This window comes from Desulfovibrio gilichinskyi, assembly GCF_900177375.1.
Taxonomy (GTDB): Bacteria; Desulfobacterota; Desulfovibrionia; order Desulfovibrionales; family Desulfovibrionaceae; genus Maridesulfovibrio; species Maridesulfovibrio gilichinskyi.
The window spans coordinates 509433-524481 of sequence record NZ_FWZU01000001.1; the positions used below are offsets into that span (position 1 = coordinate 509433).

At 40.2% G+C, this 15049-nt stretch carries 14 protein-coding genes; 7 read left to right on the plus strand and 7 right to left on the minus strand.

Features of this window, described 5'->3' with window-relative positions; genetic code table 11:
- Positions 1 to 83 precede the first annotated feature (83 nt).
- The 4 genes from B9N78_RS02405 (at position 84) to B9N78_RS02420 (ending at position 4879) form a co-directional block, all read left to right on the plus strand.
- The gene (locus B9N78_RS02405; RefSeq protein WP_085097784.1) at positions 84 to 866 is read left to right on the plus strand and encodes an amino acid ABC transporter permease; all 783 of its coding nucleotides are present in this window, start codon (positions 84 to 86) and stop codon (positions 864 to 866) included.
- Positions 856 to 1593: an amino acid ABC transporter ATP-binding protein gene (locus B9N78_RS02410; RefSeq protein ID WP_085097787.1), complete on the plus strand. Its 738-nt coding sequence runs from the start codon at positions 856 to 858 to the stop codon at positions 1591 to 1593. The genes B9N78_RS02405 and B9N78_RS02410 overlap by 11 nt, the downstream gene beginning before the upstream one ends.
- Positions 1594 to 1759: 166 nt before the next feature.
- The gene (locus tag B9N78_RS02415; protein WP_245805440.1) at positions 1760 to 3721 is read left to right on the plus strand and encodes a hybrid sensor histidine kinase/response regulator; all 1962 of its coding nucleotides are present in this window, start codon (positions 1760 to 1762) and stop codon (positions 3719 to 3721) included.
- Between the two features lie 63 nt (positions 3722 to 3784).
- Positions 3785 to 4879, plus strand: coding sequence for an AI-2E family transporter (locus tag B9N78_RS02420; protein WP_085097790.1), 1095 nt, complete (start codon positions 3785 to 3787; stop codon positions 4877 to 4879).
- A 26-nt stretch (positions 4880 to 4905) separates the two neighbouring features.
- Here B9N78_RS02420 and B9N78_RS02425 read toward each other — a convergent pair whose 3' ends face one another.
- A complete protein-coding gene (locus B9N78_RS02425) occupies positions 4906 to 6555 on the minus strand; it encodes a bifunctional metallophosphatase/5'-nucleotidase (protein WP_085097793.1) in 1650 nt (549 codons plus the stop codon).
- A 145-nt stretch (positions 6556 to 6700) separates the two neighbouring features.
- Between B9N78_RS02425 and mltA the strand changes: the two genes are divergently transcribed.
- Together mltA and B9N78_RS02435 are read left to right on the plus strand one after the other, a co-directional pair.
- Entirely contained in the window at positions 6701 to 7945 is a 1245-nt protein-coding gene (gene mltA, locus B9N78_RS02430) for a murein transglycosylase A (RefSeq protein WP_085097795.1), read from the plus strand.
- Between the two features lie 9 nt (positions 7946 to 7954).
- Positions 7955 to 8710 carry an MBL fold metallo-hydrolase gene (locus B9N78_RS02435; protein ID WP_245805441.1) on the plus strand — a complete coding sequence of 252 codons (756 nt, stop codon included), beginning with the start codon at positions 7955 to 7957 and terminating at the stop codon, positions 8708 to 8710.
- Positions 8711 to 8804: 94 nt separating this feature from the next.
- Here the strand turns inward: B9N78_RS02435 and B9N78_RS02440 are convergent, their stop codons facing one another.
- Positions 8805 to 9017 carry an FmdB family zinc ribbon protein gene (locus B9N78_RS02440; protein ID WP_085097797.1) on the minus strand — a complete coding sequence of 71 codons (213 nt, stop codon included), beginning with the start codon at positions 9015 to 9017 and terminating at the stop codon, positions 8805 to 8807.
- A 122-nt stretch (positions 9018 to 9139) separates the two neighbouring features.
- Positions 9140 to 10138 (minus strand): hypothetical protein, encoded by a 999-nt coding sequence (locus B9N78_RS02445; protein ID WP_085097799.1) that lies wholly within the window; start codon positions 10136 to 10138, stop codon positions 9140 to 9142.
- A 357-nt stretch (positions 10139 to 10495) separates the two neighbouring features.
- On the opposite strand from B9N78_RS02445, the gene B9N78_RS02450 reads away from it, so the two are divergent.
- Positions 10496 to 10951: a hypothetical protein gene (locus B9N78_RS02450; protein WP_085097802.1), complete on the plus strand. Its 456-nt coding sequence runs from the start codon at positions 10496 to 10498 to the stop codon at positions 10949 to 10951.
- 93 nt (positions 10952 to 11044) lie between these two features.
- Here the strand turns inward: B9N78_RS02450 and B9N78_RS02455 are convergent, their stop codons facing one another.
- The 4 genes from B9N78_RS02455 to rnfG are packed head-to-tail and all read right to left on the minus strand — an operon-like array spanning position 11045 to position 15046.
- Positions 11045 to 13153, minus strand: a complete 2109-nt coding sequence (locus tag B9N78_RS02455) for an FAD-dependent oxidoreductase (RefSeq protein WP_085097804.1) — start codon at positions 13151 to 13153, stop codon at positions 11045 to 11047.
- Between the two features lie 31 nt (positions 13154 to 13184).
- Complete coding sequence (locus B9N78_RS02460) at positions 13185 to 13760, minus strand: electron transport complex protein RnfA (protein ID WP_085097807.1); 576 nt, start codon at positions 13758 to 13760, stop codon at positions 13185 to 13187.
- Positions 13761 to 13790: 30 nt separating this feature from the next.
- The gene (rsxE, locus tag B9N78_RS02465) at positions 13791 to 14456 is read right to left on the minus strand and encodes an electron transport complex subunit RsxE (RefSeq protein ID WP_085097810.1); all 666 of its coding nucleotides are present in this window, start codon (positions 14454 to 14456) and stop codon (positions 13791 to 13793) included.
- A 2-nt stretch (positions 14457 to 14458) separates the two neighbouring features.
- Positions 14459 to 15046: an RnfABCDGE type electron transport complex subunit G gene (gene rnfG, locus B9N78_RS02470; RefSeq protein WP_085097813.1), complete on the minus strand. Its 588-nt coding sequence runs from the start codon at positions 15044 to 15046 to the stop codon at positions 14459 to 14461.
- Positions 15047 to 15049: the final 3 nt, after the last annotated feature.

Genomic DNA, 15049 nt, shown 5'->3' on the forward strand with positions numbered 1-15049 from the left:
ATTAGGCTTGAAAATTAAACGTTAAGCCGGAATCGGAAATGCTTAAGCCGATTCCGGCTTTTACTGTAGCCGGGTAAAAGAATATGAAAAACAAACCAGTCAAAATTGAAGTCACGGATGGCGCCAGTATACCTGGTCTACATGATAAAGGATTATTGAACGCATGGTGGGTGTCATTTATTGGTGCTATCTCCGTTATCCTTTTTCTTGTAATAACAAAACCTGATCCATATAAAGATATCCTTTTATTTGTTCCTGATGGTATTCTTGTTACATTTCAGGTAACTATTTTTTCAATTATGGGCGCTTTGGTTATAGGGTTATTTACCGGTCTTGGCAGAATTTCAAAAAACTATTTTTTCAATCTCATTGCGTCAACCTATGTTGAAGTCGTAAGAGGTATTCCTCTTCTAGTTCAGCTTTTTTATATATATTACGCACTGGGACGCATTCTTCAGGTGCCGGATATGGTTTCTGCCGTGATCGCTATGAGTGTCTGCTACGGTGCTTATATGGGCGAAATCTTTCGCGCAGGAATTGAGTCTGTTGATAACGGACAAACTGAGGCTGCCAGATCCCTGGGGTTTGATAAAAATCAGACAATGTTTATGGTTATTCTCCCGCAAGCCTGGAGAACAATTCTGCCCCCTGTAGGTAATGAATTTATTGCACTGCTCAAAGACTCTTCGCTTGTTTCAATTTTAGCGGTCGCTGATATTTTAAGACGCGGGCGTGAGTTTGCTGCCTCAAGTTTTCAGTACTTTGAGACATATACGATGATTGCCCTTTTATATCTTGTGATTACTTTGATTCTTTCAAAAGCCGTTAGCCGTATGGAAGAGAGGTTGACCCAGTATGACCGTTAAACCGATTATCGAAATAAAAAATGTTTATAAGTTCTTCGGTGACCTTGCTGCTCTTAGTGATGTTTCCCTTGAAATCAAGCCTGGTGAAAAAGTTGTAATTATCGGGCCTTCAGGTTCTGGTAAAAGTACTCTTTTACGTTCAATAAACCGACTTGAAGAAATCAGTCGCGGATCTATTGTTGTTGATGGATTAAATGTTCATGATCCTGAAAATAACATCAACAGCATCCGTCAGGAACTCGGAATGGTTTTTCAGTCTTTTAACCTTTTTCCACATAAAACCGTCCTTGAAAATCTGACAATGGCCCCGGTTAAGCTTAAAGGACTTGAGAAGGAAGAAGCTAAGGCTATCGCCGTTGATTTGTTGAAAAAAGTCGGAATTAATGAAAAAGCGGATGTTTATCCTTCAAAACTATCCGGTGGACAACAGCAGAGAGTTGCTATAGCCCGTGCGTTGGCTATGAATCCTAAGATTATGCTTTTTGATGAACCTACCTCGGCACTTGATCCTGAGATGATAGGTGAGGTTCTTGATGTTATGAAAAACCTTGCCATTGAAGGGATGACTATGGTTGTAGTTACTCATGAGATGGGATTTGCCCGTGAAGTGGCTGATAGAATAGTTTTTATGGAAAGTGGACGCATTATAGCCTGTGCTCCTCCTCATGAGTTTTTTAACGCAACTGAGCATCCGCGCCTGAAGCAATTTCTCAGTCAAATACTTTAAAGCCTTTGGCTTCATATTTGACAAAACATTAATGGCTTCTCTTGACCGGCTCTGATTTTTCAGGGCCGGTTTTTTTTGAAACGGATCTTTCTGAATTTGCGTAAAATTTGAAATGTTTGTATATTAACTTATTCTGCGAGTAAATTAATCGGTAAATGGAGCGTTAATGATTTCCGGGAAAAAAATTCTTGTTGTTGATGACGAAAGAATCGTAAGTCTTGATATTCAGGCGACTTTAAAGCGTCTCGGATATGGATTTGCCGGGGACGCGGTGTCAGGCGATGAAGCTATTTCTAAAGTTGAAGAGCTAAAACCAGATCTCGTTTTGATGGATATCAAGCTCCACGGTAAAATGGACGGAGTTGATGCAGCAAATATAATTATTAAAACGTATGATATTCCCATTATCTTTCTCACTGCTTACGCTGACGATACTACCATTAACAGAGCTAAACTTTCCGGACCATATGGTTACCTTTTAAAACCTTTTGAAGAAAGAGATCTTCGTTCAGCCATTGAAATTGCTTTATACAAGCATGGAATGGAACAAGAAGCTAAACGGGCTCTTTACAACGCTGAAGCCGCTAATGAAGCAAAAAGCTCCTTTCTAGCAACCATAAGCCATGAACTGAGAACACCTATGAATGGTATTCTGGGGCTTAGTGAAATTCTACTGGACACCAAAATTGATTCTGAGCAGAAGGAATATATCGAGCTTATTAAAGGCTCTGCAACATCTCTCCTAAATGTTTTAAATGAAATTCTGGACTACTCAAAGATTGAAAGCCGCATATTGGAATTGCGAGAAGGATGTTTTAATCTGAGGGAAGTATTAACCGGAGTTGTTAATACTCATATCGCGGCAGCTGTGAAAAAAAAGCTTGGTTTTGAATGTATTGTTCACCCTGATGTTCCTTACAGATTAAAGGGGGATTCAGGGCGGCTTATCCAAATTTTGAATAACCTTGTCAGTAATGCAATAAAGTATACTGATATTGGCGGATTGCTTATTGAAGTTATGCCGGACAGCGTTGAAGATGAGCCTTATCCTGCTGGTTTTGTCAGATTGCTTTTTGCTGTTACCGACTCAGGTCATGGTATCTCAAGTGAAAAGGCAGATTGTATTTTTAACAGTTTTACCCAGCTTGAAGATTATATGACCCGCAAGCATGGCGGAATAGGACTTGGTTTAACTATTTCATATAATTTGGTTAATATGCTTCAAGGTGCGATGTGGCTAGAAACAGTGCCGCTTTCCGGGAGCAGTTTTCTTTTTACCGCAGTATTTAAAATTCCGGAAACAGACGCTCAGGCGGTTCATGAACATGATTGCAGTATAATTTCTTTTCACGGCACTAAAAAGATTTTATTTGTGGATGATAATGCGATCACCAGACGTGTTGTTTCTTCTTTTTTAGAAAACACTGACTGTGAACTTGATACCGTTGAAAACGGACGGGAAGCTATTGATCTTTTAATGACTAAAAAGTTTGATATGATTATTATGGATGTTCAGATGCCCGTTATGGATGGATTCGAAACAACTGAATTAATCAGGTCAGGATCAATTGATAATATTGATCCTGATATTCCCATTTTAGCACTGACGGCTCATTCTATGAAAGGCGACAAGACCAAGTGTTTGCAAGCAGGGATGAATGGATATCTTTCAAAACCTGTTCGGTCCTCAAGATTATTGGAGGGCATTGCTTCTATTTTTAATATGACAATCGGTAAGTCGAATTGTGCTGCTGAAATAATTGATTGTGATGACGGACCATCTTATTTAGATATTAAAGGTACTATTGCACGTTTTGAAGGTGATGATTCACTTGTACGGGATGTTTTCAGCCATTTTTTGAGAATTGTTCCGGCCCAGATAGAAAGTATTATTAAATCTGCGGCTGAATCTGATTTTGAAGTAGTTGTTAAGGGTGTTATGATACTGCGTGAGATGGCTCTGGATGTAGGAGCAGGGAAAATTTGTCAGCTTGCACGGGATATAGAAAATATTGATTCAAATGGAGACCTTGATTGTCTTTCAAACATGGTTGCCCGTTTGAAACGTGAAACAGATACAACTCTTGCCGTAATGTCTGATTATGTCTTAAGGTCGGATTTAATTTAATTTATCCGTTTAAAAAAGACTTTTATAACTACCTGTAAGTTTTATTATTATAAGGTTTGCTTTATGGCTCCTTCAGGAAAAGTCGCTCCTAAATCTCCAATCATTTATACTTTGTTCTTGGTTTTTCTTTTAGCAACTGCGATTGCGTTGGGGTATTCTGTTGCAAAGCCTTTTTTAAATACAATTATTATTTCGATAACTCTTTCCGTGCTTTTTTATCCTTTAAGTCAGCGTATTTGCAAACTGTTGAAGGGCCACTCTTCTTTGGCCTCATTTTTGACTGTGTGTATTATTGTTTTTGCCATCATAATACCTGCTCTGTTTTTCTTTTTAGGGTTAATCGGACAGGGAGTTGATTCTGTTTCAGAGATAAATAGTTGGCTGAAACATGCTGATATCTCGAAAATTATGAATACGCATAAACTTGATATCTATGTGAACTGGATAGAAGACAAGATCCCTTTTCTTGAATTAAATTCGAATGATATAAAAGCTAAAGGCATAGAATATTCCAAGACTTTCGGGCAGTCCATGCTTACCTCCGGCACTTGGCTGGCTGGAAATATGGCAGGGCTTATTGCTCAATTCTTTATAATGACTTTTCTAGTCTTTTCTTTTCTAAAAGACGGAATCAGATTTATTGCCAGAATTAAATACCTTTCGCCGCTGCGGGCTGAGCAAGAAGATTTTATATTTACAAGTCTTCGTAAAGTTTCAAAATCAGTTCTTGTAGGGAGCTTATGTATTGCGGTTCTTCAAGGTTTTGTCGGTGGCGTAGGCCTTGCTATTGCTAATATCCCTGCGCTGTTCTGGGGAACCATGATGGGGTTCACATCACTTATTCCAGTTCTCGGTACAGGCATAATCTGGGTTCCGGCAATTTTATATCTTCTATTGATCGGTAATATTCATATGGCCGTTTTTCTCGGGCTGTGGTGCGGAATATTGGTGACCGGCATAGACACAATTTTACGACCGATTATTGTAAGGGATTCTTCCAGAGTCTCAACAATCTATGTTTTTCTTGCAATTCTTGGCGGGATCAACGCTTTCGGAGCATTAGGTATTCTTTACGGTCCTATGATATTAACATTTTTAATGGTTATGCTGGATATTTACGGACTTGAATTTCAAGATATTTTAAAAAATAAAAAATAGTGAACATATTTTTTATCAATTTTAATTTATTTATCAGGCGATTGTGAAACAGTAAAAAAAGGATCTCCATTTAAATTAAAAGTTGAAATTTCATTACCATACGTAATACTATTCATCTTTGAGAGTCCTGATTTAATTACTTCTGACATTTTAATGAAAGTTTCTACCTTTTGTTTAGAGTTTTTAAGCGTGATATAGCCGTCACCTCCACTGGCTAAGAATGAATTGGTGGCGATAGAATACATCTTGTCATTCACTATAGGAATATAATTACCTGATTTGTCATGAATTTTAATATTTGAAATTCTTGAACCGTGAGTTTTGATGCTGATAACTTTTCCCTGCTTGGTTATATTAAGTGTTTGCGGGGTTCCATTTAAATCCAGTGTATATTGTACTCCAGCGGTTTGCAGGTAGGCTCCTGAAGATTCTGGAAGATTTTGAACTGAGCGTTCGAGCACCTGTTTCAGTTCTTCGCCTGTGATTTTAATGATTGTCACAGTATTGCCGAACGGTAGCATTGTGTCGATATCACTGGCATATATAGGTCCGGCAGGAATAATTTTGTTTCCCCTGATTCCGCCGCTGTTTTGGAATGCAATGTCTGTTTTGAATTTGTCCATAAGAATCTTGCTGATTATTTTACCTGCGGGTTCGTCTTGGATTCTTATAGATTTTACTTCTGTATCTAAAGGTTTTGTCGAGATTGTAAGCATTGCAGTAGATAGTTTTTTTGTCATGTGCGCTTTAATAAAGTCAAAAGTCTCTTTATTAGGCTGAATGCTGTTCGTAATAGGAATAATTGTCCATTCATGATTTTCTAAATGGCCATCGTCAATTCGCAGTTTTAAAACTCCGACAAATCGACCTCTGGCACCACCTTGAACCATAAGACCTGTAGTAGGCCCATCGCGAGCAATAACCTCTTGCCCTGGAAAAATGTCTTTGTGAGTTTGCCCGCCGCAAATGATGTTGATTTCAGGAATAGATTCAAGAATCAATTTTTGATCATCAATAGAAATATGACTTAGGAGTACAACAATGTCTGCGTGTTCCTCATTTACCAACTTACGAGCAGTTAGGCGGGCTACTTCAAGCAGATCATGATTTACAGACGTAGTTGTTCCAGGATTTGAAATCATTGTTAATTCCGGTAGGATTAAACCCATAAACCCGATACGGACAAGGCCTCGTTCAATTACGGTGTACGGTTTTATATATTTAAGAAGTCTGCTTCCGGGATTAATTATAAGATTGCTTACAATTGTCGGGAAATTTTTATTTGCCAGATATTTTGCCAAAATATTTGACCCGCGATCGAATTCATGGTTGCCAAGGGTTGAAATGTCAAAACCCATCCTGTTCATTGCATCCAAGACTACTTTGCCTTGATCATCTTGAATAGATTCTCCCATTAGGTCATCGCCGGTTGCAATTGTGATAGTTTTGTTTGGAAACTTTTGGCGATAAGATTCGAATACGGTTTGAATTCTTGCAAATCCTCCGAAAGTCCGTAGCATATTGCCGTTGTTAAGTTCACTTTTTTCTGAGAAAGGAACTAGCTGACCGTTTAAACCAGAGGTTGTAAGTATTATAACATCCCATTTTGACGCACTGCAGGGTGTTGATAGCAGAATGAATGTAATTAGTGAGATTAGTATTGTTAACTGACGCATACATGACCCTTCATGCTTGTGAATGTTATATTTAAAATTATGATAATTTGAACGTAAGAATATTTTTAATAATTCGTTGTAGGTCACTTTTATTTTTTTTTCCAGTCTTCTTTAAATAACAAATTATGCCGGGAGTTCATTTAAAATGCGGGTCTACTTGCCTTATAATATGTCAAAGTTGGTTCTTGTGTCTATATTTGCTTTTTTTATGCTGGCTGGCTGTGCAACCAAAAATGTTCAACCGGATGCCGTTAAAGGTTTTTTTCAAGTAGATAAGACTCAATTAAATTCAATTCTCAGCCGTTTGAATTCCGCAGATGGCGAAAAGCAGTCTTGGATAAGCCTTGCGTCAGGAATTAATGAAAACATTAAGTATCTTTCTAGAAAACAGGCTGATGATGTTGCTGTAAAATATGGCAACATGGAAATTACTTGGGGAATGCTGGCTCGGACTAATGAAGAGCTGTTAGAAATATTACCTGAGCTTGATGTTAGCCCAGACCTTTTAAAAGATAAATTTGTCTGGTTTGCTCTATCTCCCCGTACTTTATTGACCGGGTATTATGAGCCTTATCTTGAAGCTTCGCTAACGCCGGACCCAGCTTATCCGTATCCTTTGTACAGTGTTCCTGCCGATCTTAAAGTGTTGGATCTAGGTAAATTCCATTATCGCTGGAAAGGGGAACAGTTGATTTATAAAATTGAAGATGGGGCGGTTGTGCCGTATGATGACCGCAAAGCAATTGATTTTGAAGGTGCGTTAAAGAATAAAGGATTTGAAGTCGCTTGGGTCAAGAGTCTTGTTGACGTATTTATTCTGCAAATCCAAGGATCCGGAAGACTGTTGCTGGCAGACGGCAGTGTTAAGCATATTCTGTATGCCGGGAAAAATGGACAGAAATATGTGTCATTGGGGAAAGTCCTGATTGATAGAGGGCTTATGCCGAAAGAAGGAATGAGCATGCAGGGTATTAAACAATTCCTGAAGAATAACCCTGACCTTGTTGAAGAATTGCTTATTACTAATCCCAGTTATGTGTTCTTCAGACTGGATGACTCCGGTCCGTACGGTGCCATGAATGCTCCGCTTACTCCTATGGCAAGTGTTGCTGTGGACAGCAGTGTTCTGCCGCTCGGGTCTATGGCTTTGCTTACAACAAAACTTCCCGAAGCTGGCGTTGACGATAAAAAACCGTTTACGAAAATAGTTATGGCGCAAGACAGAGGCGGGGCAATTAAAGGGACGAGAGTTGATTTATTTTGCGGGTCTGGTTCTGATGCTGAATTTTTAGCAGGGCATTTAAACTCATGGTCGCATATTTATATTCCCGTCAGCCGAGAAGCTCTCAATCAGTATTTACTCAAAAAATCTGACGAGTGTAAAAAATAGTTTTCCGTAATGATTAAATTTAAGATTACCTATATTTTCCATAATTGTTTTGTTCTTGATGTTGGAAATTTGAGTATTGTTTTTGATATTCCTGCACAGAGATTCCGCATGCGCCGGACTCTGTCTGCATTAGAAGAAGCCATCCGCGGACGTGATGTTGTTGTATTTTTTTCTCACAGCCATTTGGATCATTTCGCTCCAGATTACATGGAAGTGTGTGGCTGTGCGAAATCTGTGAAAGCGGTGCTGGCTGATGATATCGGCGAGATGTATCAAAATGATTTTTTTGAAAACGCACTTGTTGTAGAGCCGGATGAAAAGTATTTTTTTGAAAATCTAAAAATAGAAACTCTTATGTCGAATGACTTAGGTGTCGCTTTTATGATTGAAACAGCGGAAGGATTAAAAATATATAATGGCGGTGACTTAGCCTGCTGGGATTGGGATAATTCGTCCGAAGCTGAACAAAAATTTGCGAAAACCTTTTTTGAAAATGCGGCAGATAGAATTTCAGAATTTGGATCGCATATTGCTTTTTCCAATGTTGAAAGACGGCTTGAGAGTTTAGCAGGCGGGCCGCTTTTAGTCGAAAAAGTGCAACCTCATATTTTTGTGCCGACTCATGCTTTAGGGCGGACAGAGTGGCTTGAAGGGTTGCACGAACGCCTTGGAATTAAGCCATGCCGATACTTTAATTATCGCAGGCCCGGGGATTGCTGTACTTTTAAAGTAACTCCTTCCGCCACCCTGTTCGAAAGAGGTTAAGATTTTAATTCTTTTTTCAAATATTTTGAATGTAAAAACGCCCTCTGTTTAATTGTATGACAGAGGGCGTTTTTTTTACCAAACTAAAAATTAGTTATTTTTGAGATTTACACTCATGGCATGGTGACAATTTATACCCACCTTTACCTTTAGGGATACCGTGAGGTCTGACATTTCCTTTGGAAAGCAGCTTTTCACATTCATTTTTTCCGCATTCCGGGCAAACAGCTTTTATATCTTTGCCAGGCATGACCAGTTCATCAAATTCTTTTCCGCACTTATCACATTTGAATTCATAAATGGGCATCTGTGCTCCTTTCGTTCTATAAATTTATATAATGGAGCATTAACTCCTGTCTGTTTAACAGGGTCAGAGTTAAGAAAAAAAAGCAAGCTTATCAAGTAAAATCATAGAAAACTCATTTCTACTTAAACACGTGTAGAAAGTAGTGTTCCGCCGCCGCTATATCCCATTCCCATCTGTGAGAAGAATCCGTTCATTTGAGAATATACTTGGTTGGCCTGTGCATCCTGCTGATCTTGAATTTTAGCTGCTTTATCAAGAAGAGTGTTTATATTTTCATTGGTCTTCTTCAGTTCTGCCTGTTCTTTTTCCGTCAAGGATCTTTCTTTTGATAACTTTGTAAGTTCGTCTAAGCGTTCATCAAATCTGTTATAAAGAGTTTTTTCTATGTTACTAAGTCCATGAGTAACAATTTTCCCGGCAAGTTCTTCCATCTTTTTGATGATGTCGTCAGCTTTTTCTTTTTCGTCAGCGGTCAACTCTTTTTTAGTTGTGCCATTTATTTCGTCCATTTGCTTTCGCAGTTCATCCGCCGTGGTCTGTTCTTCTTCTGTGAGAGTTTTAGGGCCGTGAATGCCGAATAATTCTTTAAGTTCGGACTGAATAGATGATTCAACTTTTTTTTCTGCAGCGGTTAAAACTTTCCCGTCAGGGTAGTAGAGCTTGCGCAGTTCCCATTTAAGGCTCTCAGCTCGTTTGAGATCAGAACCAGTTGGCTCTTTTGTTGGTAAAATGTCGTAGAGTTTATCTAACTTACTTTGAATTTCATCTACCTTGGCTTGTTCTTCAACCGTCAATTTTTTAGGTTCTCCGGAAAGTCCGTAAAGATCGTCCAGTTGTGTTTTCAGCGCTTTGAACTGTGCTTCTTCCTCTTTACGAAGCTTACTGTCATCCACACCATAAATATTATTTATCTGTGAAAAGTATGAACCGACTTGTTGCTGTTCATCAGAAGTAAGTCCAAAACTTTGAGATGCAAATTGCATTTGAAGCTGCCTGCGGATTTGGCTTGGAGTCATTTCTTTTGTAATTTGAGGGGTGGATGTTTTAGCAGACTCATTTGCAATGTTTGAGAAATAACTTCCAGCTGTTCCGCTTGTTAGCATACTTGCAGAGTTAATCATGTCATGCTCCTGAAATTTTTATTCGAGAAATATTTTCCGCATTGATTTGTATGGTGGGGGATATGCAATTCACAAACCAAATATTTAGTTTTGATAAAGTTGTATTAATGAATATTATGATTGCAGGAATATATGTAAAGCTGAAGGGTGGTTTAAACGGTTAAAATTGTAGTTAATTTGAGGTAGTCATAAAAAAATAGTTGATAAGGAGTTGCAAAACATGATCTTTTATGCAAGGAATTATGGGTCCTATGGTTATAAGGATCTTTTTAAATATGGATATTTTCTTGCTTTGAAATCATCCTTCACTTATTCTTTTTATCTGTTTTAAACATGACTAGTCAGGAGGAAATAAAAATGAGCGCAGCATCTGAAAAAGTACATCAGATCGAAGATTATCAGAAAAAAGGGGAAACAGAAGGGCAGAATTTCGCAGAGGGAATCGGCGAATCAGCTCAGAAAGATATGGGTAAAGTAGCAGTCATCATATCTTTCATGGCGATTGTTCTTCTCGTAGTATTTTTCTATGGTCTAAACCAGAATTTAAGTAACCTGGCTACTGAAGTTAAAGATCTTCAGGGCGTTCGCGGACAGGTCGAAACTCTAAATACTCAGATGACAACTGTTGATAACAGACTTGTTGAACTTGAAAAACTTCCGATCAGAACAAGAAATATTATTATGGACGGTATGATTGACGAGATGACTCAGAAAGCCAACTATATCAGCCAGCAGCTCACTCCTGAAGAGCAGGCTAAACTTGCTCAGGTTCAGGATTTACTCAAAGACGTTCAGTCCGGTCTCCAGAAATAAAGATTTTGATTTAAAAATATTAGGCGCGAAGAGTGGTTACTCTTCGCGCCTTTTTTTATGCCTGGCGATTATGTTCGAGAATCTTATTTCATTTTATTCTACTTTTTCACCAACTCTTGCAGTCACAATCTCAGCAAGGGGAACATCTCTGTCATAGCATATCAAACCGCAGCGTAGGCAGCGTGATGCTTCCAGCTTAAGCTGTTCTTCAGACAAAGCTCCTTCCACTTCACTAAACGTTGAAATCCTGTAAGAACCCTCGCAAAGATGAGGCATTGTGGCACGACATTTATTATCAACCCCGTCCACATCTTTAAAAAGTGTATAGGGAATTAATTTCCGCATAATATTATCGGCTACAGGTATTTCACCTTTTGTTAATAAAAAGTGGATAGATCGCGCAGCCCGGCGTCCTGCCCCTACTGCTGAAATAACAAGATCGGGGCCGCTGAACAGGTCTCCTCCTGCAAAAACATTAGGGACAGATGTTTGCAGGGTGTCAGGATCGGCGTTTACAGTTTTCCAACGGGTGAAGTCGATCGGACATTCTTCCGAGTCTTCCGAGTAAAAGCATGAAAGAGAAGGTTTTTGCCCAATCGCCGAGATAATAGTATCGGCAGGGTACCTGACCTCCGTCCCCTCTATCGGAATAGGTCTACAGCGTCCTGAATCATCAGGTTCGCCAAGTTTCATCTTTATACATTCGAGGTGAGTGGCGTGACCGTCTTCACCGATAATTACCCTGGTAGGAGCTGTTAAAAATACAAACTTAACGCCTTCTTCCTGCGCATCATTAATTTCGTCAACATGGGCCGGCATTTCATTTTGCGTACGGCGATAGATGATAGTTACGTCACAGCCGAGTCTTATGCTTGTTCTTGCCGTATCAATTGCAGTGCTGCCGCCTCCGACAACTAAAACTTTCGGGCCGACCTCAGGAGGTTTATTAAGGCCGATCGCTGTGAGCATGTCTATTCCGCTGAGGACTCCTTCTGCCTCTTCTCCTTCAATTCTGAGGTTGCCGCTTGACCATGCACCAAGTCCCATAAAGAAGGCTTCAAAACCTTCTTTTTGGAGACCTTGAATAGTGAAATCAATTCCGAATTTTATATCTGTGCGGACTTCCATTCCTAAATCAAGAATTCCTTGAATTTCCCAGTCTAAATCTTTTTTAGGCAGTCTGTATTCAGGTATGCCGTAGCGGAGCTGCCCGCCGAGTGCTGGCATGGATTCAAAAATTGTAGGGCTGTGTCCGAGCCTGCGCAGGAAGTACGCGCATGAAAGTCCGGCTGGCCCGCCGCCGATAACTGCAACTCTATGACCTGTCTCTTTAGCACAGGGGATTTCGAGGCGAAGATTGTTTTTCATTTCCCAGTCTGCAACAAATCTTTTGATCATATTGATTCCGACAGGCTCATCAACATGTGTCCTGCGGCAAGCGGCTTCACAGGGGCGGGGACATATTCGTCCACATACAAGAAGTAATGGATTGCGTTCACGGATTGTATTCACTGCTCCGGCGTAATCTCCTTTTCCGGCCAGCTCGATGTATTTTGGAATATTAATCTGTCCCGGACATTTTTGACGACACGGCGCAAGGCAATCGTTAACTTCTTCCTGATGCAGGAGTCTTTCACTCATAGAAATAATTGAAAGGACATTCCGCGGGCAGGCATCAACGCATTTCCGGCATGATCTGCAAGCAAGTGGATCAACAACAGGTAAGCCTTCCGGACCCATATGAATCGCATCAAACGGGCAGACGGATACGCATGTGCCGAACCCTAAGCATCCTTCGGGGCATGTTTTGCTTCCGTTGTAGAGTAGAGCCTGCGCGCGGCAATCCTTAGCTCCTTCATAACGGTACAATTCTTCAGCTCGCTTGCCTCCGGTGCAGTCTCTGAAGGCAAGTTCCGGTTCCATTTCTACAACTTCAAGTCCCATAACTGCCGCAACGGCCTTGGCGGCTTCAAGCCCGCCGATTACACAGACATTGGAGCCGGATTTACCATCGACAACAGCGTTGGCAGCTCCGCTGCAACCGGCGTATCCACATCCTCCGCAGTTTACCCCGGGGAGAGCATTTTCAAGCAGTGCTATGCGCGGATCTTCTTTTACGAATAGAATTTTGGAAGCCACAGCAAGAATCACAGCCGCGAAAAAGCCTAATCCGAAAAGAACAAGTATTGATGATGTAATCATTTCGTTCCGCCTGTGTCTGCGGTTGTGGTCATCAGATCATTCCTTTGAACGCAAAAAACGCTAAAGACATGAGACCTACCATAATTAGAGCAACAGGGGTTCCTTTAAGTGCTTTAGGCACTCTGGAAACCTCAATTTTTTCACGTATTGCGGATAGTACAATCAGTGCGACCATGAAACCGATTCCTGATGCAAAAGAAAAAGCTACCGTTTTAACGAAAGTAAATTCTTCGCGCTGACAAATGATGGCTATACCCATAACTGCGCAGTTTGTTGTGATCAGCGGTAGAAATATTCCGAGTGCTTTGTATAGCGGGGGGACAGCTTTTTTTAAAAACATTTCAACGAATTGTACCAGCGCGGCAATTACCAGAATAAAGGTTAAAGTTTGCAGATATTCAAGCCCTAGTGGAGTCAGCAGATATTGCTGGACTGCCCATGTTATTGAAGCCGCCAGTGTGGCAACAAAAACAACTGCGCTGCCCATGCCTATTGCCACAGAAATTTTTTTGGATGTCCCGATAAACGGACAGTTGCCGAGGTATTGGGCCAGAACAATGTTATTTATAAATATGGCTGATATGAAAAGGAGAAAATATTCTTTCATATGCTTATCTCTTGATGCTGAGTTATGAAATTACTGTCCGCATATGCCGCATGTTTTGCAGTCATGAGTGGGATTATCGAGCACGGCCTGTCCTTTTTTGCGTCTTTGACTGTTTGTAAAAGCGTTCATGGCTGCTAGAAGAATTCCTAAACATACGAATGCTCCCGGAGCCTCGATCATAAATTTGAACGGTTTAAATGTTTCAGGCATGATTTGAATTCCGAAAAGAGTTCCATATCCTAAAAGTTCACGCAGGCTTCCGAGAACTGTAAGAGACATGGTGTACCCTATTCCTATTCCCAGTCCGTCAGCAGCTGAAAGAAGTATGGTGTTTTTAGATGCAAAGGCTTCCGCGCGCCCGAGAATAATACAGTTAACAACAATGAGCGGAACAAAAATACCCAGTTGCTGATAGAGCGGATATGCATATGCCTGCATCAGCAATTCAACCGCAACAACTAATGAAGCGGCGATAACAATGAAACAGGCTATACGGACTTTCGGAGGAATAATTTTTCTGACAGCGGACACAAAGATATTTGAAAGTGTCAGTACGAAAATTACAGCTATTCCCATTCCGAATCCGTTGTCGGCACTTTTAGTAACAGCCAGAATAGGACACAGACCGAGAACTATTTTAAACGGAGCAAGATCGGTCCATAATCCTTTAGAAAATTCTTTCCATAATCTGCTCATGATCAAGACCCCTTTGTCCATGCCGTATTGATTTGCGGTTTGATTTGGTTGAAAATATTAATTGCTTTTTTTACTGCTTCAACCGACGCAGTTGACGAAATAGTTGCCCCTGCAATGCCGTTAATGGTCCCCCCCTTTGAAGAGAGCTCAACTGATGCTGAGTGACCGTTGAACTGATCCGTAAATCCATGAGTAGCAACTCTTGCACCAATGCCGGGAGTTTCTTTCATGGTAGTAATGCCGATGCCTAAAAGATTAAGTTTATCAATATTAAAGCCTACCATTACACCGACATCTCCGCCGAAACCTTTTGCAGAGGTTTCAAGAGCCACACCGAAAAGTTTATTATCTTTAATCGCAGGGAAAACAGTTATCTGTTTATCTGTCCCGGGAATCTCAAATTTTTTGCGATCTTTAACCGGAGAATTACTAAATCCTTTTAGAACTTTATCGATTGCAGGTCCTTGCACATAGGTCATGACCTGTTCTTCAATTTTATTTTCAGTAGCATCTTTCAGGGTTGCAAGGGTAAACCCTGACAACCCGCATAAGAGTGAAAGAACTACGATCATTTTAAAGGTTTCATTCATAAT